The organism is Pedobacter sp. Leaf176 (assembly GCF_001424305.1).
GTDB lineage: Bacteria > Bacteroidota > Bacteroidia > Sphingobacteriales > Sphingobacteriaceae > Pedobacter.
Map to the genome: position 1 here is coordinate 752,823 of NZ_LMPD01000001.1, position 20,487 is coordinate 773,309.

At 36.9% G+C, this 20,487-nt stretch carries 21 protein-coding genes and 1 pseudogene; 8 read left to right on the plus strand and 14 right to left on the minus strand.

What is annotated here, in order from left to right; all coding sequences use genetic code 11:
• The first annotated feature begins 2 nt into the window (after nt 1–2).
• Together ASF92_RS03400 and ASF92_RS03405 are read left to right on the plus strand one after the other, a co-directional pair.
• Complete coding sequence (locus ASF92_RS03400; RefSeq protein ID WP_056087782.1) at nt 3–1,670, plus strand: sensor histidine kinase KdpD; 1,668 nt, start codon at nt 3–5, stop codon at nt 1,668–1,670.
• Nucleotides 1,671–1,742: 72 nt separating this feature from the next.
• Nucleotides 1,743–2,432 carry a response regulator transcription factor gene (locus tag ASF92_RS03405; RefSeq protein WP_056087785.1) on the plus strand — a complete coding sequence of 230 codons (690 nt, stop codon included), beginning with the start codon at nt 1,743–1,745 and terminating at the stop codon, nt 2,430–2,432.
• An 82-nt stretch (nt 2,433–2,514) separates the two neighbouring features.
• On the opposite strand, the gene ASF92_RS03410 is transcribed toward ASF92_RS03405, so the two are convergent.
• From ASF92_RS03410 to ASF92_RS03430, 5 genes and pseudogenes are all read right to left on the minus strand, one after another.
• On the minus strand, nt 2,515–3,756 hold the full coding sequence (locus ASF92_RS03410) for a metallophosphoesterase (protein WP_056087786.1): 1,242 nt from the start codon (nt 3,754–3,756) through the stop codon (nt 2,515–2,517).
• 59 nt (nt 3,757–3,815) lie between these two features.
• Nucleotides 3,816–4,427, minus strand: a pseudogene (locus ASF92_RS03415) (AAA family ATPase); the annotation flags it as partial.
• A gap of 211 nt (nt 4,428–4,638) precedes the next feature.
• Complete coding sequence (locus tag ASF92_RS03420; protein ID WP_056087789.1) at nt 4,639–6,126, minus strand: sigma 54-interacting transcriptional regulator; 1,488 nt, start codon at nt 6,124–6,126, stop codon at nt 4,639–4,641.
• Nucleotides 6,127–6,197: 71 nt separating this feature from the next.
• A complete protein-coding gene (locus ASF92_RS03425) occupies nt 6,198–6,491 on the minus strand; it encodes a DUF3861 domain-containing protein (RefSeq protein WP_056087792.1) in 294 nt (97 codons plus the stop codon).
• 51 nt (nt 6,492–6,542) lie between these two features.
• Nucleotides 6,543–7,640 (minus strand): VWA domain-containing protein, encoded by a 1,098-nt coding sequence (locus tag ASF92_RS03430; RefSeq protein WP_056087795.1) that lies wholly within the window; start codon nt 7,638–7,640, stop codon nt 6,543–6,545.
• Between the two features lie 59 nt (nt 7,641–7,699).
• Between ASF92_RS03430 and ASF92_RS03435 the strand changes: the two genes are divergently transcribed.
• Nucleotides 7,700–7,897 carry a hypothetical protein gene (locus ASF92_RS03435; RefSeq protein WP_056087797.1) on the plus strand — a complete coding sequence of 66 codons (198 nt, stop codon included), beginning with the start codon at nt 7,700–7,702 and terminating at the stop codon, nt 7,895–7,897.
• Nucleotides 7,898–8,070: 173 nt separating this feature from the next.
• Here ASF92_RS03435 and ASF92_RS03440 read toward each other — a convergent pair whose 3' ends face one another.
• Nucleotides 8,071–8,952, minus strand: coding sequence for a carbohydrate kinase (locus ASF92_RS03440; protein WP_056087799.1), 882 nt, complete (start codon nt 8,950–8,952; stop codon nt 8,071–8,073).
• 86 nt (nt 8,953–9,038) lie between these two features.
• On the opposite strand from ASF92_RS03440, the gene ASF92_RS03445 reads away from it, so the two are divergent.
• Nucleotides 9,039–9,464 (plus strand): DUF4440 domain-containing protein, encoded by a 426-nt coding sequence (locus tag ASF92_RS03445; RefSeq protein ID WP_056087801.1) that lies wholly within the window; start codon nt 9,039–9,041, stop codon nt 9,462–9,464.
• A 93-nt stretch (nt 9,465–9,557) separates the two neighbouring features.
• On the opposite strand, the gene ASF92_RS03450 is transcribed toward ASF92_RS03445, so the two are convergent.
• The 8 genes from ASF92_RS03450 to ASF92_RS03485 all read right to left on the minus strand — a co-directional run bounded on the left by ASF92_RS03450 (nt 9,558) and on the right by ASF92_RS03485 (nt 15,877).
• The gene (locus tag ASF92_RS03450) at nt 9,558–10,172 is read right to left on the minus strand and encodes a sugar O-acetyltransferase (RefSeq protein ID WP_231729731.1); all 615 of its coding nucleotides are present in this window, start codon (nt 10,170–10,172) and stop codon (nt 9,558–9,560) included.
• A 92-nt stretch (nt 10,173–10,264) separates the two neighbouring features.
• A complete protein-coding gene (locus tag ASF92_RS03455) occupies nt 10,265–11,143 on the minus strand; it encodes a cupin-like domain-containing protein (protein ID WP_056087804.1) in 879 nt (292 codons plus the stop codon).
• 130 nt (nt 11,144–11,273) lie between these two features.
• Nucleotides 11,274–12,059 (minus strand): DUF3050 domain-containing protein, encoded by a 786-nt coding sequence (locus ASF92_RS03460; RefSeq protein WP_056087805.1) that lies wholly within the window; start codon nt 12,057–12,059, stop codon nt 11,274–11,276.
• A gap of 209 nt (nt 12,060–12,268) precedes the next feature.
• Nucleotides 12,269–12,820: a fasciclin domain-containing protein gene (locus ASF92_RS03465; RefSeq protein WP_082489436.1), complete on the minus strand. Its 552-nt coding sequence runs from the start codon at nt 12,818–12,820 to the stop codon at nt 12,269–12,271.
• A gap of 430 nt (nt 12,821–13,250) precedes the next feature.
• A complete protein-coding gene (locus tag ASF92_RS03470) occupies nt 13,251–14,033 on the minus strand; it encodes an SDR family oxidoreductase (RefSeq protein WP_056087813.1) in 783 nt (260 codons plus the stop codon).
• A gap of 78 nt (nt 14,034–14,111) precedes the next feature.
• Nucleotides 14,112–15,242, minus strand: coding sequence for a radical SAM family heme chaperone HemW (gene hemW / locus ASF92_RS03475; RefSeq protein WP_056087816.1), 1,131 nt, complete (start codon nt 15,240–15,242; stop codon nt 14,112–14,114).
• Between the two features lie 21 nt (nt 15,243–15,263).
• Nucleotides 15,264–15,659, minus strand: a complete 396-nt coding sequence (locus ASF92_RS03480) for a putative toxin-antitoxin system toxin component, PIN family (protein ID WP_056087819.1) — start codon at nt 15,657–15,659, stop codon at nt 15,264–15,266.
• Nucleotides 15,659–15,877, minus strand: coding sequence for a hypothetical protein (locus tag ASF92_RS03485; protein ID WP_056087822.1), 219 nt, complete (start codon nt 15,875–15,877; stop codon nt 15,659–15,661). The genes ASF92_RS03480 and ASF92_RS03485 overlap by 1 nt, the downstream gene beginning before the upstream one ends.
• Nucleotides 15,878–16,293: 416 nt before the next feature.
• On the opposite strand from ASF92_RS03485, the gene ASF92_RS03490 reads away from it, so the two are divergent.
• The 4 genes from ASF92_RS03490 to gldL all read left to right on the plus strand — a co-directional run bounded on the left by ASF92_RS03490 (nt 16,294) and on the right by gldL (nt 20,455).
• A complete protein-coding gene (locus tag ASF92_RS03490; protein ID WP_056087825.1) occupies nt 16,294–17,268 on the plus strand; it encodes a DUF4271 domain-containing protein in 975 nt (324 codons plus the stop codon).
• Nucleotides 17,269–17,281: 13 nt separating this feature from the next.
• Nucleotides 17,282–18,052, plus strand: coding sequence for a uroporphyrinogen-III synthase (locus ASF92_RS03495; RefSeq protein WP_056087827.1), 771 nt, complete (start codon nt 17,282–17,284; stop codon nt 18,050–18,052).
• A 221-nt stretch (nt 18,053–18,273) separates the two neighbouring features.
• On the plus strand, nt 18,274–19,602 hold the full coding sequence (locus tag ASF92_RS03500) for an SUMF1/EgtB/PvdO family nonheme iron enzyme (RefSeq protein WP_056087830.1): 1,329 nt from the start codon (nt 18,274–18,276) through the stop codon (nt 19,600–19,602).
• Between the two features lie 46 nt (nt 19,603–19,648).
• A complete protein-coding gene (gene gldL, locus ASF92_RS03505) occupies nt 19,649–20,455 on the plus strand; it encodes a gliding motility protein GldL (RefSeq protein ID WP_056087833.1) in 807 nt (268 codons plus the stop codon).
• The last annotated feature ends 32 nt before the right edge of the window (nt 20,456–20,487 follow it).

Sequence of the window (20,487 nt, forward strand, 5' to 3'; positions counted from 1 at the left end):
TTATGACTCTGGAGAAAAAGAGTGGTTATCGCAAAAATTTTTCTTTGAGCGTTACTTTTATAGTGCTCATCTCAATTCTGTTTATTCTGTCGCTGTTTTTAGCCTTTAATTACAGTAAAAAATCTATTGAGAATGATTTTGTTTCCGAAAAGGTAAATGTTTTAGAAGAAAGCATTAAGCCATACAACGAGTTTTTCCAAAACAAAATGCCGGAAATTTCCTATTACGACGGTTTTTTAGATTCTGCAACAGCATCAAAATTTGTAGACACCATTACTGCAAAATTTCCTTTTGTATCGAAAGTAACATTTTATGATTCAGAAGTGAAAAATACGCCTGTACGGGATGGTATGAATGCAGGATACTTCTCGATCGGACCGAAATCTATATTTCAGTTTGGCAGAACAGTCAATTCTGATTCAATAAAGTTATTTTCAGAAACAGATACCAGATCTTTTAAAGTGGATGATGATTTTAATGGAATGGCACTTAAGCTCGTACGATTTATCGATCAACTTGATACCACATCTGTACCAACACAGGAGCAGTTATTTACTAACTTTTCCGTCGTGCTTTCTAATAAAATTACCTACCTCAATATTCCACGGCCTGAAAATTTAAAGGTTTATAAAGACATGCTGCAAAGGCGGTTAAATCCGGCTCCGGTTTATCAGCAGGATATGTTGGTTTTCCAGCTCAATCCGAATAAGATTAAGATCATCAACACCAGGCCCCTATTATATGAAACCATACGTGTTGAGCCATTAACTTATGATCCGATTGACACCTCAGATGAGAATATAGTAACTGAAATCGCATTGCCGGGTGCGTTTTCAGATTTCAAATTGTATTTTACTTCTTCAAAATCTTACATCAAGAAAGAGATATTTATTTATTTCATGCCAATCGCATTGGTTCTTTTACTTGTTTATGGTGTATTGTTGTCGGTTGCCTTCCTGATATACCGTAATTTGAATATAAATAGTAAAATGTTTAAACTTCAGTATGATTTCGTGAATAACTTAACACACGAGTTTAAAACTCCGGTTAGTGTTATAAAAATCGCCGGAAATAACATAAAAAGTGCAGCAATTCTCAGTGCGAAGGAACAGCAGCTTTATGGGAAAATATTGGACGAAGAAGCGGATAAGTTGAATGGTTTAATGAACAAGCTGCTGGCTTTTACTCAAATTGAAAATAAAGCCATTAAGCTCAATCAGGAGGAAGTAAATGTTAAAGACTTTATCGAAAGTACTATAGAATCACATACACTAAAACATCCGGATTTCGTGATTACGTATGAGGTGGTCGGCTTCAAAACTTTTACAACAGATCCAGTTTTGCTAGGCAGTTTGTTCGACAATCTCGCAGAAAATGCTTACAAATATTCAAATCCTGGAAACAAAGTGTTAAATATCAGTGCAAAGCTGATAAAAGGTGTGCTGGTATTTCGTTTCGCAGATAGAGGTATTGGAATTCCATCGTCGGAACTAAACAATATATTTAAAAAATTTTTCAGGATTCAGAACGAATATAATCAAATGGGAAGCGTTGGTTTAGGTTTGGCATTCTGCAAAGAACTGGTTAACTTTATGCAGGGCGAGATAACCGTTAAAAGTAAAATAGGCATCGGTACGGAATTTAAAATCGTACTGCCATATAATAATTAATTTAAATATAGTAAGTTATGTTAACGGCAATTCTAGTCATTCAGCATTACTTCACTATTTAATAAAATAAAAATGTCAAAAGAAGTAAAAATTTTAATTGTAGAGGACGATGAGAATCTTCGCTTTTTAGTCGCGCACAGATTAAAAACCGAGGGTTATACGGTACTTGAAGCCAATGATGGTGATGCTGGAGAAAGAATGATTATTGCCGATCAACCTGATATTGTTTTATTAGACTGGATGATGCCAGGTAAACAAGGCGCTGAAGTTTGCGAACATGTTCGTAAACAGGGCTTTGAAAATCTAATTATTATGATGACTGCAAAGGCACAGGATGTAGATAAAATTGATGCCTATAACTTCGGTGCTTCAGATTACGTTACCAAGCCCTTTAACATGGATGTATTGGTAGCGATGCTCGAAAGTAAGGTTAAATTCATAGTTAATAAAGATACCGCGGAGATTCATCGGTTTGGGAACATGGAGCACCATCCCAATATTCATACTTTATTCAGGGATGGAAAGAAAATTGAGCTTACAATATTAGAAAACCGTATTCTACTTTATTTTCTTCGTAATCCTGGTAAGGTAATTAATCGCGATGAGTTGATGTTGGTGGTATGGGGTTACAACTCTGATGTGAACACGCGGACATTGGACATGCATATTGTTCGTCTGCGAAAAAAAATTGAATTAAATCCTGATAATCCGCAATTGTTGCAAACGGTTAGGGGCGTAGGTTATCGCTTTAACGCGGGATAATTAATAATTGAATGATTGAATTAGAGAATTTTAGGTGTGATGCTAATATTCAGTAATTCAATCATTTAAAATCCACTCATTTCTAGGCCCTCTTAAGCGTAAAAATCGTTATCTCGGGTAAAACACCAACTCTTCCAGGATACCCTAAGAAACCGTAGCCAACGTTAACGTAAAGCTGTTGTTTTTGTTCCTGATACAACCCTGCCCATTCCTTATAAATATATTGCACGGGGCTCCATTGATATTCTTTCAAGCGTACACCAAACTGCATTCCATGAGTGTGACCACTGAACATGGCATCGATTTGAGGGTATTTTTTTAAAACTTCGCCTCTCCAGTGAGACGGATCATGGCTCAATAAAAGTTTAACAGGTAAATCATCTGCGTTTTGCACCGCCAGTTCCATTTTTCCATATTTCGGGAAGCGACCCATTCCCCAGTTTTCAATACCTAAAATTCCGATTTCTTCTCCATTAACTTTCAGTCTTCTGTTCTCGTTCATCAATAAGTCGAAACCCATTATTTTGTGCACGTCAACCATATCTTTCAGGTTCTTTACTTTGGCCGGTGATGATTCCTTACCAAAATAATAGTCACCATAATCGTGGTTTCCTAATGATGAATAAACACCCAGCGGCGCTTTTACTTTTGAAAAAATATCCTGATAATCCCTTACTTCATTGGTAAGATTGTTTACTAAATCGCCGGTAAAAAAAATAAAATCAGGCTTTTCTCCCAATAACATTTCCACGCCGCCTTTTACCGCGGTTTTATTGTAGAAACTGCCCGAGTGAATATCCGAAATTTGCCCCATAGTGATGCCATCAAATGCTTTTGGCAGATTAGGAAGGATTAAGTTAACCCTTCTCACCTGATAATCATAAGCGCCAGAAATAATGCCCCAGCTTAAAGAAGTTAAGGGAACGGCAGCAGCAACTAAGCCTGCTTTTACTAAAAATTCTGAGCGGGAAATCGGCTCCGCTTCGCTAACTGGCTGGTCTTTTATAATTTCTTTTTTTCTGAAAAGTCTAATGAACAATCTTCGTAAATCATCCAGAATTAAAAACGGCAACATGGCCAGTTTACAGGCTACTGTTAAAAAGAAAGCGACTAGGATAATGGCTCTGAGCGTAAGGAAAAGATTAAGGTAAATCCCAGCGAAAACGCCAATAATTAACAGAGAGCTATAACTCCAGTATAGAATTCCAAATATTTTTTTGGTTGTTGGTTTCCATTTAAAAACCGAAACAATAGCTTTAAAAAAGTAAATATCAAAGGCTGTAATCAGTATGCAGGCTGCAATGATGAAAGGTAATCTTCCCATATAAAGGGTTATTCGATTTAAATTTAAAAAATAAGGCAAGTCAAAATGACCGGCCTAAATTAAGTATTTGAAATAGATAAATTATCTAAAGTCCGTTTCGGATGGTCTAAAAAGGATTTATAAACCCTGTATATTTCAGATTCCTCATATTTTACTTTAATTATTTTACCGTAGGCCATCTCGTAAATTGTTGCATTTGGGTAAGCCAGTAAAATAGGGGAGTGCGTTGCAATAATGAACTGGACATTTTTATCAACCAAGTCATCAATTTTTGATAACATTGCAATTTGTTTCGTAGCTGATAAGGCAGATTCGGGCTCATCCAGAATATAAATCCCACTTCCGCTAAAGCGATTCATAAACAGCGACCAGAATGATTGCCCATGAGATTGTTCGTGCAAGGAGATACCGCCGTATGATTCTATAATTTTTGGTCCAGAAGATGGTTGTTCATCAAGTTTATCAAGCTCACTGGCAACGTTATAAAAACTTTCACCTCTTAAGAAAAAACCGTCTTTGGGTTTTTTAAAGCTTTTGCTAATAGTTAAGTAATGATGCAACTCTGAATGCGTTGCTCTACTTGCAAAATTGAAGTTTTTAGTTCCGCCCTCGGCATTGAAACCTAAACTCACTGCAATTGCTTCAATAAGTGTGGATTTTCCAACACCATTTTCACCAGTGAAAAATGTAACATTCGGATGGAAGTTTAATTTTTCAAACGATTTAAACGTGGAATATTAAACGGATATCCATTAGGAAGGTTCTCTTGTTTTAACCTCAGCGATAAAAGGTATCCGTTAAACTCCATTAATTATTATTTGTAGCGAAAGCTTTGACAAATTTCTTTTGCATTGGTAATAAATTTGTCAAAGCTAAAAATATCTACCTGAAATCGTCTTGATCTTCTTCCTCATCAAATTCGGCATTAAACAAGCTGCCAAACATATCCGAGAATCCAAAACCGCCATTTAAAAAGTTTTTGCTCAACTGTGAGTATTCCGCTAACCCATGCAAAACAAATTCCATTAAAAGTAATGTTTGGTTTTCGCTTAATTTTGGATGGAATTTTTTAACCAAATCATACAAACTCGGCACTGACATCAATGCTTTTTTATATTGCGAATTGGTTAAAGTATCCGTAACATCTAAATTATTTCCTTCAGTAAACCATTCAGTAATTTCGGTATATGGATTGGCCGTTTTTGTTTTCTTGGCTTTTTCGGGATCTGGGAAATAACGGGCAAATAACGTTTTAACCGCTTTGCCGATTAAAGTTGTGGCTACATGAGCCGGGCCCTCGAGTTCGCCTTCATAAACCAATTCAATTTTCCCTGTAATTGCCGGAATAATTCCTGCCAAATCTGCCAAACGAACCACTGTATTTTTCTCGCCTGAAATTAACATTCTGCGTTCAGCGGTGCTGATTAAATTCTCGTATGCTGAAATGGTTAACCTAGCCGAAACACCAGATTTCTGGTCGATGTATTCACTTTTGCGGGCTTCGAAAGCAATTTGTTCAATTAAATCTTTCACTAAACCATCCGCCTCAATATTTTCTTTTTGTTCAGTGGTGAGTTTAGCTTCCTGAAAAGTAATTTTACGGGAAATCTCAATGCTTTTTGGATAATGCGTTAAAATCTGACTTTCAATTCTGTCTTTTAATGGTGTTACGATACTTCCGCGGTTAGTATAATCTTCTGGATTTGCAGTAAACACAAACTGAATATCCAAAGGCAAACGCAGTTTGAAACCACGAATTTGAATGTCCTTCTCCTGTAGCATATTAAACAAAGCAACCTGGATACGAGCCTGCAAATCTGGCAATTCATTAATAACGAAAATACTGCGGTGCGCTCTTGGAATTAACCCAAAGTGAATAACACGCTCATCGTTATAGGTCAGTTTTAAGGTAGCGGCTTTAATCGGGTCAACATCACCGATTAAATCCGCAACAGTAACATCAGGCGTAGCCAACTTTTCGGTATAGCGCTCGCTGCGGTGTAACCAGGCAATCTCCGTTTCATCACCTTTGGTAGAAATTTCATTTTTTGCATACCATGAAATCGGGTTCAATGGGTCATCGAAAATTTCGCTACCTGCAACGTACGGAACATATTCATCTAATAAGTTTACCATTAAACGGGCAATACGTGTTTTCGCCTGGCCGCGTAAACCTAAAAGTAAAATGTTGTGACGAGAAAGAATTGCAGTTTGCAACTCCGGAATTACCGTTTCATCGTAACCAATAATTCCTTCGAACTCCGTTTTCTTATCTCGAAGTACCTTGATTAAGTTCTCTCTAAGTTCTTCTTTTACACTCCGAGATTTATAATTTGTTGCCTTTAACTGGCCTAATGTTGTGATTTGCATATATCTTTTTTATGGCTATAGGTTGCAAGTCTCTAGGTTTAAACTTAGACCTAAGACTTTTAACTTTCAACTTACTTGCTTTTCAGCTTTTTCATGAATTCGCCGATAGCAGGCTGGAATTCTTTGAAAATTTCGTTTTCTCTATTTTTGAGCATCACCTCGGTTAACATTTTCAAACCAATGGCAAACTCTACAGATTGATTTTCATCGTCGAAAATACCTTTGCTTTTTACTGCGCTGATAATGTTAAAAATATTATCGTGGTTATCAAACTCTAGTACTAATGGAGAATTTATACCATCACTTTCTTTTGCTAAAGATATTTCTTCTAATGTCAACTTATAGGTATTTGCGCGTTTAGCCATGTTTAATTATTTTAATCCCTTATCTCAGTTCTAGAAATGTCGGACTCCCGACTATTTGACAGTCTTTCTTCTATTCTTAATGTAATCTTCAAAAATGTATTCGCCCAATCCGTTTAGCGAACTGTAAAAAGCTCTTCCGCCATTAATTTCGGTAAACTGGCGAACAAATTGTTGCAGATATGGATCTTTTGCAATCATAAAGGTCGTAATTGGAATTTTCAATCGCTTACACTGTGCAGCCATATTTAGGGTTTTGTTAATTACCTTTCTGTCCAGACCCATACTATTTTTATAGTATTTGCCATTTTCTTTTAAACAGGTTGGTTTCCCGTCCGTGATCATGAAGATCTGTTTATTATGCGTTTTACGACGGCGAAGTAAATCTGTCGCCAGTTCCAAACCAGCGAAAGTATTGGTATGGTATGGGCCGACCTGTAAATAAGGCAAATCCTTCACTGTAATCGGCCAGGCATCATTCCCAAAAACTACAATATCCAGGGTATCTTTAGGGTATTTGGTTTTGATGAGTTCGGCCAAAGCCATCGCTACCTTTTTTGCAGGTGTAATTCTGTCCTCACCATACAAAATCATGGAATGTGAAATGTCGATCATTAACACCGTGGAAGTAAGTGTTTTGAAATCTTTTTCCTCCACTTCCAAATCCCTGTCCGTTAATGTGAAATCGCCTATTCCATGGTTAATCTGGGCATTCTGGATAGAGGCCGTCATATCAATTTGGTCTAAACTATCGCCAAAACTATACTCACGTCTGTCGGCATTTTTCTCTTCGCCAATTCCAGATTGATTGCTGTTGTGATTTCCCCTGCCGGATTTCTTCAGCTTCCCGAAAATCTCGTCCAGCGCCGATTTACGAATGGTTTGTTCGGTTTTGGCCGTAATTTTCAGCTCCCCCGATTGATTATCTTCGGTCAGGTAGCCTTTATCTTTTAAATCATCTATAAAGTTTCCAATGCCGTAGTCATTATTGGTTAAGTTATATTGTTTATCAAGTTCATTGAGCCAGCTTAAGGCCTCCGCAGCATCACCAGCTGTATAATTCAGCAATTCGCTAAATAATTTCAGCAACTCATCGAACCCACCTTTTGGCGCATCGCCAAGCTTGTAATCAGAAAAACGAAAACCTCTCATGTAATTGTATTAACGGATTATTAAAGGTAAAAGTTTCGATTTGGATTAATTTAAGTGGGATGTCATATTTGGATGATTTAGCTAAAAGATTAGAGTTGAAAGCTCAAAGCGAAACGGCATGTCCAAAATTTGAAATTGAAAATTGCCGGGTAAAAACTGATTTGGGCGGTACCAAAGCTACGCAAGGGTCGGGCTTTTTCAGGGCTCCGCTACCGATGAAGACCTGTGGGACAAGCAAGCATACCGTAATTAAATAAGAACACATGCTTAATCGGTACTGAACCCTTACAATCCCTAACGCAAAACCGGCACATTAAGGATAACAAAACTTTTAAGCCGTTGACTGAAGTCAACGCCAATGAATTGGATGAAACTAATTTCCGTGTAAATCTGTGTTTCCATGGCAAAAAAATAATCTGCGAATCTGTGGCTAACCCAGCGCCATATGGTAGATCTTCTTATTATATTCCGGATTTGCACCCGCCTGTGAAGCCACAAATGCTCCAACTTTGCATGCATTATCTAACGTCGTTTCCATTGGATAACCTTGCAAATAACAAGCAATAAAAGTGGCTAAGAAAGCGTCGCCCGCACCAACTGTATCTGCAACCTGGACTTTGTAACCTGCATGTTTAAATAATTTTCCGTCCTTTAGAACACAGGCACCTTTATCACCAAGTGTTAAGCAAATGACTTCAATGTTAAATTGAGAGCAAAGTTGTTTCAAAATCTGCTCATCGTTATTTCCGCTTAAATCAAAAGTATCGCGAACCCAAACAATTTCATCTTCGTTAATTTTTAAGATGTCTGCATGCGCTAAAAGCTCAGTAATTAGTTCCTTTTGGTAGAACGGCGCACGCAGGTTAATATCGAAAACCTTCGTTTTAGCATACGCTAAAAGTGATAGAATTGTTTCTCTCGACTTCTCTTCTCGGCAAGTTAAGCTACAGTAAACTAATGCATCAGCCTGTTTAACGGCTTCGATAATGTTATCCGTAAGTTGAATATCATCCCAGGCTACTGGTTGCTTTATGGTATAAGTGGCCTGATGCTTTTCATCAAGCTGAACAACGACGGTGCTGGTAGGTAATTCTGCATTCACCTGTATTAAATCCGTCGGGAAATCATTCGAAGCCAAGTAATCCAACAGTTCTTTTCCATTATCATCATCGCCAACGGCGCTTATAAAACTGCTGTCTACACTTTGTTTATGAAGATTTAATGCGACATTCATACTGGAACCGCCAGCCTTTTTTCCTTCGGGAAAAACATCCCAGAGTATTTCGCCGATTGTGATAACTTTATTTTGCATAAGGATTTAAGAAAATGTAAAGAAACAATTTTAATACGCGGAACAAAATAATTTGTTTTATATCTTTACAATAAGACCTAAAAATCATGAAAAGAATTATACTTGTTGCCTTAATACTGATCTCATCTGGAAGCTTTGCACAAAGTCCGAAAGATAAACAAGCCATTTTAAATGTGCTGGAACATCAGCGTCTTAATTGGAATAAGGGCGATTTAGAATCCTTCATGCAAGGTTATGTAAAAAGCGATAGTTTACTTTTCGTTGGCAGCAGCGGACCAACTTATGGCTGGCAGAAAACGTTGGATAACTACAAGAAAACTTATCATGGTAAAGCAGGAATGGGCCAGCTTACGTTCGGCATTAAGAAAGTAGATTTTTTAAATAAAGATGTTGCTTTCGTATTGGGTAGCTGGCATTTAAAGCGTGAGCAGGATGAGCCTAAAGGATATTTTACCCTGATTTTTAAAAAACTGGATGGAGCGTGGAAAATCATTGTAGATCATTCAAGCTAGGTTAAGCGCAAGATGGAAAAAGGGAAACCTTCGAAAAATGCAAACTAAAAGATTTCCACACTACGGTCGATTAACGACTTATTTATTCAATATTTATTCCCCCAACTTAAAATCCTTATAGTAATAATCTTTATCTGCGTCTGTCAACTGCCGAATGACTCTGCATGGATTTCCGGCTGCGAACACGTTATCTGGAATGGGCCTAGTAACAACACTGCCTGATCCGATAACTACATTTGATCCGATTTTAACGCCTGGGTTAATCACAACGTTCCCTCCAATCCATACGCTATTACCAATGGTTACTTCCTGAGCCCACTCATATTCCTGATCTCTTAAGTGGGAGTGGATTGGGTGTCCGGCGGTATAAATAGCGACATTTGGTGCAATGAAAACACTGTTCCCAATGGTTACCTTGGCGCAATCCAAAATAACTAGATTAAAATTAGCGTAGAAATTATCTCCAATTTCGATGTTATAACCATAGTCGCATCTGAATGGTGGTTCAACATAGAACATTCGTTCTGTTTTTCCGAATAATCGTTTTAATAATGCTTTGCGTTGTTTCATGAATTTTGGAGCCAGGTTATTAAATTCATAAACAATTTCGCGGGCTTTTAATCTTTCTTTGGAGAGTTCTTCACATCCGGCCTGGTAAGCTTTGCCCGCCAGCATTTTTTCTTTTTGCGTGAGTATGTTGTGTTCCATTAGTACCTGATTCCTTTGTTTAAAAACAATAATAACAAAAAACGGGACTGTCGTAACCGATGCCCCGTTGTATTTTAATTTTCAATATTTTTCTATGGTTTGCCTTTGGCTAATGCACGTTCCGCAATCTTAACTGCTTTCTTTTCTCTCCAGTTTGCATATTTTTCCTTGAAAGTCATTTTGATTAAGCTATCGATAGCGCCGTGAGTGAATAAACTCCAGACACTGGCTACTTTGCGTGTAATCGATTGATCCCAGGCACGTAAGCTCAATGAAAACGAACCATCAAGGTATTTCATCCAATGCCACATTCCTGTAGGCATAAATAAGGTATCGCCATGTTCTAAGAAAACTTCGTATCCTTCGACACCGTTTAATGCAGGAAATTTTTTGAAGTCAGGTTTGGCAACATCGTAATCTTCCAGGGCATAAGTGGCATTCGGTAAGCAATACAACCTGTCTTTCCATTTATTATCGAAAAGAATGATGTGTTTTCTGCCTCCGAAATGAGTATGGAAAATGTGTGGTAGATCGATGTCGTAATGCAAGAAAGTTACCGAGTTTGAACCGCCAAAAAACATAGCAGGCATACTTTCTATGAATCCCCCCATTAGGTCTTTAGGGATTTTTACATCATTAATTAAACTCGGAACTTTTTTAAACAGGTTAAAGAAAAATATTCTTAATTCAGTTGGTTCACGTTTGATTAAATCCAGGTATTCTCCAAATTTCATGTGTGCAGTGGCCGCATTAATTGGCTTAGATGGGTCTGCTTTAGAATTATCGTATAAAGGAACCTCTAAATCTCCTCCAATTTCTTTTAAATATTCAGTTGTCCATTTTTCTCGGGCTGGCCAATCCTTGGTTAGGCCTCTGATTACTAATGGTTTTTTTGTTTTTAAATAATTTTTTTTGAAATCTTCGGGCGTGATATTCTCGACGATATCTACAGGTTTTAATATGAAACTCATGCGTTTTAAATTGGTTATTTGTTGCCGAATAGCAAAAATGTAAATTTTATTTTACAAATTAGATATCGGGGAAGAAATGTGACGCAAATTACTTAATTCAAAATTTGCATTCGATTAACATTTTATTAATCTAAGCTAAAATTTTATTACCTACGATTTCCGCATAGGCAGCATCCCATAAATCGATGCGTTTTTGCAAAGCTTGTCTAGCCGTTTCCTCCGCTTCAGCCCAAAAATTATCATCCTTTTCGCAAAGCTTTTCCGTCATTGATAAAGCTAAATGACTATGTTGATCACCATCCACTTCAATGTGGCGTTCCAGATAGTACTTGAAAATCGAAACTTTATCAGGTTGCTTACAATTTAAATCATTAACCATGCTAAAAAACATGTTGGGGATTAAATCTTCACGGCCGAAAGTGAAGCTCGCAGCCTGTAAATGTGCTTTTCCACTATTTATGGTTTCAAAAGTAGAATTAACGAAAGCTCTTGCGGGCTTTGGTACACAAGCCAACTCAAAAGCCATATCAAAATCACGGCCTTTTTGCAATGAAGTCAAGAAGTTGTTAATAGGCTCTACATTTGCGCCAGATTGCACCATCGCATCTAAATATAATTCGAAATGGCTTTTTACATTGCCATCCTGGTCTGCGTCACTTTCTTCTCCAGCTACAATTTCGTTGATTAATTGCCTGGTAACCGCATCACCAACCGGAAACCAGGGCAGGGTGGTGCAGGTTAAGTTGATTTGTAAGGCTTTTAGCAACGACATAAAATCCCAGACAGCATAAATATGGTGTTCCATAAAAACCTGTAAGTCTTCCACTTCGCTGATGGCGGAATAAACTCTGTGATTGATAATTTGTTGCCTCAAAGGCTCAATATTTTGCTGAATTTTTGTAATGTTAGGGTGCATCTATCCTGATTATAATTTTATCTCGAGGTGAAGTGGGATTTTTTATCAAAAGTTTATTGGGGCAAAATTAATACTTATTAGTGCGAATTACTGCTAATTCCAAAACCTGAAGAACGGCTGACAATTAAGTAGGTAACTGATTAATTTTAAAATAAAAAAACGCTTCTGCAAAGCAGAAACGTTTTGTGAAAAATAGGGATGTGAAAATATTATTTCGGCATTAAAACTGTATCGATAACGTGGATAACACCATTTTTTTGGTTAACATCAGCAATTGTTACCGTACTCATTCCGCCTTTGGCATCTGTCAGCATTAATTTTTTACCCATCATATGAGCAGTAAGTTTTTCGCCCTGAACCGTTGTTAACGTTGCCTTGCCACCGCCAGCTTTAATTGCTTTTGCAATTGCTTTGCTGTCCATTTTTCCGGCTACAACATGGTAGGTTAAAATTTTTGTCAACATTGCTTTGTTTTCAGGTTTTACCAGAGTAGCCACTGTTCCTGCAGGTAATTTATCAAAAGCAGCGTTGGTTGGAGCAAAAACGGTGAATGGACCAGCGCTCTTAAGCGTTTCTACTAAACCCGCTGCTTTAACAGCTGCAACCAGTGTTGTATGGTCTTTCGAATTTACAGCATTGTCCACAATATCTTTTGTTGCGTACATAGCTGCGCCACCCACCATCGGATTTTTTTGAGCATAAACTTGTGTTGTGATCGCCATAGTGAAAACGGCAAATGCAGATAGGATTAATTTTTTCATTATTTCTAATATTTAAGTTTCTGTTATTTGCCTTCATTTACGATGGTTAATAGATACTTGGTTTTTTAGAAATAAAAACATAATCGTAACGCACTGTCATTGAGTGGTTTAAATTTTTTATAAAGATTTGGAAGATGTATTCCGGGCGGGTTACCTCACTGTTCTTCGATGGATATCATTAACTAACTCCGATAGAATGGTAGTGAAATGCAGGATCTTAAACTAAGTTATTGGGTAAATTTATGGGATTTATCCACTATATTCGAAATGGCGATACTTCGACACGTCCTCTACTCTATCAATCTGTCATTTATATTGATTTTGTACAATGAATTATCCTTCATAATGACGCTAAAAGGATATCGCTTCAACCAGATGTAGATATTTGGCTTGGCCGTGGTTTACGCTTTATATGCGCAATAACGTTTCTTTAGTTCGCCTTGGCTGTTCTCACTTTTTTAGAAAAAATCTTCGGAAAAAATCGCTTCAACCATACTGCCTTAATTTCTTTTCCACCTATATAGGCTTCTTCTTTTTTATTTTTAACAGCTTGAACAATTTGCTTTGCGCATTCGGCAGGTGTCATCGCATTTTCATGTGCATCGCCCATTATGTTAAGGGGGTTGCCATCTCCCTTAAGTGCATTGTATGTTACGTTTGTTTTGACAAAGCCTGGACAGATTATGGTAATATCGATGTTTTTATCATAAACTTCCGAACGTAAAGAATCGAAATAGCCGTGCAGAGCATGCTTAGATGCCGCGTAAGCGGAGCGCAATTTGGTCCCGAATTTTCCGACCAGACTGCTTACCACAACAATTTGTCCGCCACCATTATTAATCATCGAAGGTAAAACGGCCTTGCTTAAAATTACAGTTCCCCAAAAATTGGTATCCATAATTTGTTGCTCCGTTTTCAATTCGGTTTCCAGTGCTAATCCCCGCTGACTGACACCACCGCTGTTAATTAACAAATCGATTTTTCCAAAAATTTTCAATGCAGCTTCTGCTTTCTGTGCAAGTATTCCTGTCTCGCTTAAATCGAATGCCAACACATGAACGTTAAAAGAATTTTTACAATTTCCCTTTACACGAAACAATTCATCGCGGTTACGTGCCGAAATAATTAACTTATCTCCGGCATTAAAATATCTGTAAACCAAGGCTTCTCCTATACCTGAAGATGCACCTGTAATCCATACGATTTTAGACATATAAAATTAATTATTGAATGATTGAATTTTGAATGATTGTCAATATCTACTGCGCTTTATAATTCATTCATTAGAAATTCAATCGCTAATGATAAACAATTCGGAAGCGATATGGTCTGCAAATAATTTTCCATTCTGACTAAGTTTGATGTTGTTTTCAGTAATTACCAACCAATCTTTATCATCAAAACTGCGGAGGTTGTATTGAGTTTCTTCTAAGAAACTTTGCCCAAAATCTGTTTTAATTTTTTGTAAATCTATGCCCCACATCGTTCTGAGTGAGGTCATCAAGTATTCATTGAAGCGATCGTTTAAACTTAATTCTTCTACGATTTCTGGTAGCTTATTACTTTCCAGTTTCTCGATGTATATTGAATTATTAGAAGGGTTCATATATCTATTCTGTCCGTCAAATCCGTGTGCAGAAGGACCTATGCCGATATAATTCACACCTTTCCAATAGTTTGTATTATGTACCGCATAACAACCTGGTTTAGCGAAATTTGAAATTTCGTAATGCTCAAAACCCGCTTCCAGTAATTTATCCATCAAAATAAGAAATTGTGCAGCACTCTGATTGTCGTTTACCGGCGTCTGTTTTTTGTTTTTTATGGCATGTGCCAAGGCGGTTCTCGGCTCAACAGTTAACGCATAAGCAGAAATGTGAGGTACTTGTAACTCGATTGCTTTGTTGATGTTGCTAAGCCACTTTGCATCCGTAAGCAAAGGATAGCCATAAATCAGATCTAGGGTTAAGTTCTCAAATCCTGCATCCTGACTTCTCTTAATGCAATATTCGGCCTCTTCTGCGTTGTGCGCCCTGTTCATCCAAATCAAATCTTCGTTAAAAAAAGATTGAATGCCAACACTAAAGCGATTAACGGGTAACTCTTTTAGTTCTTTTAATTTTTGTGCAGTTAAATCATCCGGATTTGTCTCAATGGTGATTTCAGCATTTGCATCAACAGAAAATGTATGATTTATCGCATCGAAAATCTTCTGTAAAGCTGGTTGAGATAGGATTGAAGGTGTTCCACCGCCAAAATATATAGAACCAACCTGGCCCGATATTCTATCTTTTTTCATTTTAATTTCCCTACAAATGGCTTCCACCATTTCATCAGCATATTTTAATGAGGTGCTGAAATGAAAATCACAATAGTGACAAGCTTTTTTACAGAAGGGAATATGAATATAGATACCGGACATTCGAAATATATTAACCTAAAATTATTTTCTTAAATTCATCCATCGAACAATATTAAGTTTTGGAAAATCAAGTAATTTTAAAGGATTAAAATGTATGTCATTTGTAACTAGGTAATCTGCATTTCCAGCGATTGTCAAATCCACAAATTTATTATCGTCTGGGTCTAGTTCGACAAGTTGCCACTTGAAAAATGGTTCGGTAAAATCTACATTAGGGGCAACGCTGAGTATTGAATAAACAACTATTGCCGTATTTTCAGAATAGACATCATTAAGCTTTTCAATATATTCTGTTAGAATTTCATTACTGATAAGCCATTCAAATTGCTCCTCTTTAAATGCCTGATAAAGCCAGTAATAGCTGCTTTTTGGAGGGATAGATGCTAATAAGCAATTCGTATCAATTACAACTCGCATTAACTATCTGCATTCAGAATATTATCAAAATCTTCCTGCGTATAGCCTTTATTTTTAACAACTTCTGTAACTTCCTTATCTAAAAATCCTGAAAAATGATTAACCAATAGTCTTTTCAGTTCTAAAACTTCAGTTTCAGACATAGGTCTGTCAAAAAGCCTAAGTAAACTGATTTGCAAAGGGTTTAATTCGGTATGTTGATTCAAAGTAAGTGCCATAGCTAAGTATTATACTAAACAAAAATACGCAAAAATATTTTTTATTTTCTCATATCCTTTTTGTCTGCATCTCTACAGTAGCTTTGCATCTTCGTTTCCGTGCCAAATTTCCGTAGTTGAAGAAATTTTGATTGGTGCTTTACCATGGTTAAATAAGTTTTTTAGAAGCCGTACTCCATCTTCTTTAATCTAGCTCTTTAGAATTGCGGATGCGTTCAAAAAATCGGTTTTTTCTTAATGAGCTAGACATGCTTAAATGTGCTCATTTGCTACTTTAAACTTTAAAGCTATTGCATTTTAGTTTGATCTTCTATTAAGGACACATCGCAAAGATACATCATAATATAAAACCGATTATTTTCTTTAGGTAAACAATGATTATTCAACTACTTTTGCATGCCCATTTTGATTAAAGCATGCCGAAAATTTTTATTTTATTTGCGTTTTTATTGTCTGCAAATTTTGTTGCAGCGCAACAGATCCCGCTTAAAGTCGATTCAAATTCGGTTGTCAAATATCAATATCGACGGCCTAGGGTCGATTCCGCTACATTGGCAAGGCAAAAATTCGTTACAGATTCTATCATCAGGCACACCTGGGTTCTGGCAGATAGTTTGATAAATAAAACGGCTATGCTGGATAGTGTCGAAAAGGAATATATGTTCCCAAACCTCGATTTGTCCGCATGGCAAAAAAAATATCAGAATTTCAAAAAAAAGGTAAATCCATACCAATTAGGCAGGTCAATTCCTAAAGGAAACGCAGGTTTATTGGGTTTTATATTTATTATGTTAGTTGTATTTGCCATTCTAAAGAATGCCTTTTCGAAACAACTTTTTGCAATTATTCAATCTTTTTTTAGTAACCGGGTTTTAAATAACATCAACAAAGAAGATAACCTTTTTAGTTCATGGCCATTTTTGCTCTTATTTATACAGTTTGGATTTATACTGGGTATGTTTTTTTTCCTGGTAGCCCAATATTACGATATGTACCAGGCGAAGGACGGGTTTAAGTTCTTTTTTACTATTTCTGTTATCATCATTATATTTTATGCATTAAAATTGGTTATTTTAAGGTTTTTGGGTGTTCTTTTTAATGTGCAAAAGCCTGTTAATGAGTATATATCCATACTTTATTTAAGCTATTTCAATGCCTCCTTGCTCTTTATTCCTTTGGTAGTCGCATTTGCACTATCGCCACTTAAATACGGAGGGGTTTACATCGGCCTGGCAATTCTTGTGCTGGCCATAATTTTCACGTTCCAATTAATAAGGGCTGGAGTAACCATACTTTCCAATAATAAATTTTCTAAAATGCATTTAATTTTGTACTTTTGCGCCCTCGAAATATGTCCTGTCTTAATACTAATTAAAACGATAGGATTGTAGCAGAAAAAGGAAAATGCAAGAAAAGAACGACTCTAGAATCCGTAAAGTAAAAAGTATTTTGGTTACTTTGCCGAAACCTGAAACAGAAAAGTCTCCCTATTACGATTTAGCTAAAAAGCATAACCTTAAAGTAGATTTCAGATCATTTATCCATGTAGAAGGTGTGCCTGCAAGGGATTTTAGAAAGGATAAAATCAATTTAGCTGACTTTACTGCTGTTATTTTTACCAGCAGAAATGCAGCTGATCATTTTTTTAGAATTTGTGAAGAAATGCGCTATGATGTACCTGCTGATCTAAAGTATTTCTGTCTTTCTGAAACTATAGCATTGTATTTGCAAAAATATATTCAATATCGTAAACGTAAAATATTCTTTGGAAAGCAGACAGCGGCCGACCTGGCCGAAGTTCTAAAGAAACATGCTAACGAGAAATTTTTATATCCGTGTTCTGATATGGCCACGGAAGACACAATGAAATTTCTTGAAAAAAGCGGTTACAATTTCACACCCGCCGTGTTGTTCAGAACTGTAGTAAGTGATTTATCGGATCTTGCTGATGTTTTTTATGACATGATAGCATTTTTTAGTCCGTCGAGCATTCAATCTTTATTTAAAAATTTCCCTGACTTCAAACAAAATAATACAAGAATTGCAGCGTTTGGAGTTAATACAAGTAAAGCAGTGACAGATGTGGGTTTAATCGTCGACATCGCTGCGCCTACTCCAGGTGTACCATCAATGACTATGGCCATAGAGAATTACATTAAAGTATCTAACAAGTAGACAATCCTCTAAATTTATTTATGAATAAGCAATAAATTGCAGCTTTTTGAGTTAGTGCAAGATATTGCCATTACTGTAACGAAATTATTAGGTGAATAAGATAAAAAAAGCAGTCTTAATACCCTAATACTAAGGTTTCGTGTAAATTTTTTGATTTTGTTGATTATTTAAATCATTTTTGATAGAATTGCTAACTGTGTTTTGTACACTATAAAGATTATATGAAGAAAATCTACATTCTAGCTATAACGGCTGTATCTGTATTGCTTGCTAGTTGTGGTCATGGGGGCCAGGGCGAGTTAGTAGGCGCTTACAACCGGAAATTTAAAAATCAGCAAGTACCATTAGGTATGATTTATGTTCCACCCGGGCATACACCGTTGGGCGGATCCGATGAGGACATTACATTTTCTCAGTCTGGTCCTAGCCGCATGACAACTATTCCTGCATTTTTCATGGATCAAACTGAAATAACTAATGCAGAATATAGACAATTTACCAAATGGGTACGTGATTCTTTAGCAATTGTTATGATGGGTTACCCCCAGCAGTATATGGTGACCAAAAAAGGTGCCGCTGCAGGTGCTCTAGGTGATGAAAAGTACATCGACTGGAAGAAAGTTGGAAATGGTTCCACCATCTGGGGAGGAAAAGGCAAGGGTGCGACAGCTGCTAACAGGAGTCAGTTAGATAACATGTATTATTCCGGTCTGGACGCTTTGCCAGGAAAGAAAGAAATTGATGTGCGTAAACTGGAGTATGTTTATGGCAACCTGAACTTTGATAAAGCTGCTTTGGGGCATAAAGATCCAAATAGTAAAAGACAGGACTATATCGATCGGTATACAGTTGCTGTTTACCCGGACACAATGGTTTGGAAGACAGATTATTCCTATTCTCAAAATGATCCGATGGTTAGAGGCTATTTTAATCATCCATCATATGACGATTATCCAGTAGTAGGTGTGAGCTGGGAACAGAGCCAGGCTTTTGCTCATTGGCGCACTCAGCTTTATCAGGGGGTTGCATCATCCCGTAAGCTACCTGCAAATGCGCGAGCAGATTATCGGTTACCATCTGAATCTGAATTTGAATATGCTTCAAGAGGGGGCAATACCAAAACAAAATACCCATGGGGAGGTCCTTACATAAGAAACACAAAAGGGTGTTTGCAAGCAAACTTTAAACCTGGTCGCGGTGATTATTCCAGCGATGGTGGTATCTATACTGTGAATGTAAATTCTTACTTCCCTAATGATTATGGTTTATATAATATGGCTGGTAACGTTGCTGAATGGACTCAAACCGCTTATAATAAATCTGCATCACCACTTTTACATGATTTAAGTCCCAATTTTACCTATGTAGCTGGTAAAGATGATAGTAAATATTTAAAACGCAAAGTTGTTAAAGGAGGTTCATGGAAAGATACAGGCTATTTTCTTCAGAATGCTGTCTCCACATATGAATATCAAGATCAGCAGCGATCTTATATCGGTTTCAGGTGTGTATCATCTTTATACGGAACCGATTTAAGAAACAGAAACTAAATCAACCGAACAAACTAAAACTAAAAACGAAAAACATCAAAATTTTATGGCAGCAAAAAAACAACCAGGCTGGTTACACGTAGCGATTTCATGGGGAGCAAGTATTGTAATTGTTGGGGCATTATTTAAAATTTTGCACATCGGCGGGATATTAGGTAACTACATGATAGGTATCGGTCTTGGCGTAGAGGCAATTTTATTCTTTTTGACTGGTTTCTTTCCACCAGAACCGGAACCAGCATGGGAAAGGGTTTATCCTGAATTAAGAGAAGACTTTAAAGGTGAATTGCCTGTGGCATCAGCAAGACCAGCTGCCGCAGTTTCAGCACCAACATCAGCTGCTTTAGATAAAATGTTATCTGATGCAAAAGTAGGCCCTGAATTAATCGAAAGTCTGGGTAATGGCTTGCGTACATTTGGCGATAAAGTAGCGTCAATTTCCAACGTTGCAGATGCATCATTAGCAACTAATGAGTTTACAGGGAAAGTAAAAACAGCTTCTGCAGGTTTCGACAATTTAAGCGCATCTTTTGAAAAAGCGACTGCTAATTTGAAAGCAATGGGTGAGAGCAACGTAGATTCACAGGCTTACCACGATCAGGTTAATAATTTAGCGAAAAACTTATCCGCATTAAATGCGGTATACGAATTAGAATTACAAGATTCGAGTGCCCATTTAAAATCGATGAATAAATTTTATTCAAACTTATCACTTACTATGCAAAACTTTAACGAATCGATGGAAGATTCTAAACAGTTCAAAGAAGAAGTGAATAAGCTTGCTAAAAACTTATCGTCACTTAATGCGATTTACGGAAATATGCTGTCGGCCATGAACAGCCCACGCGTATAGTTTATTTAGTTTTTAATTTTAAATAGAAAGCT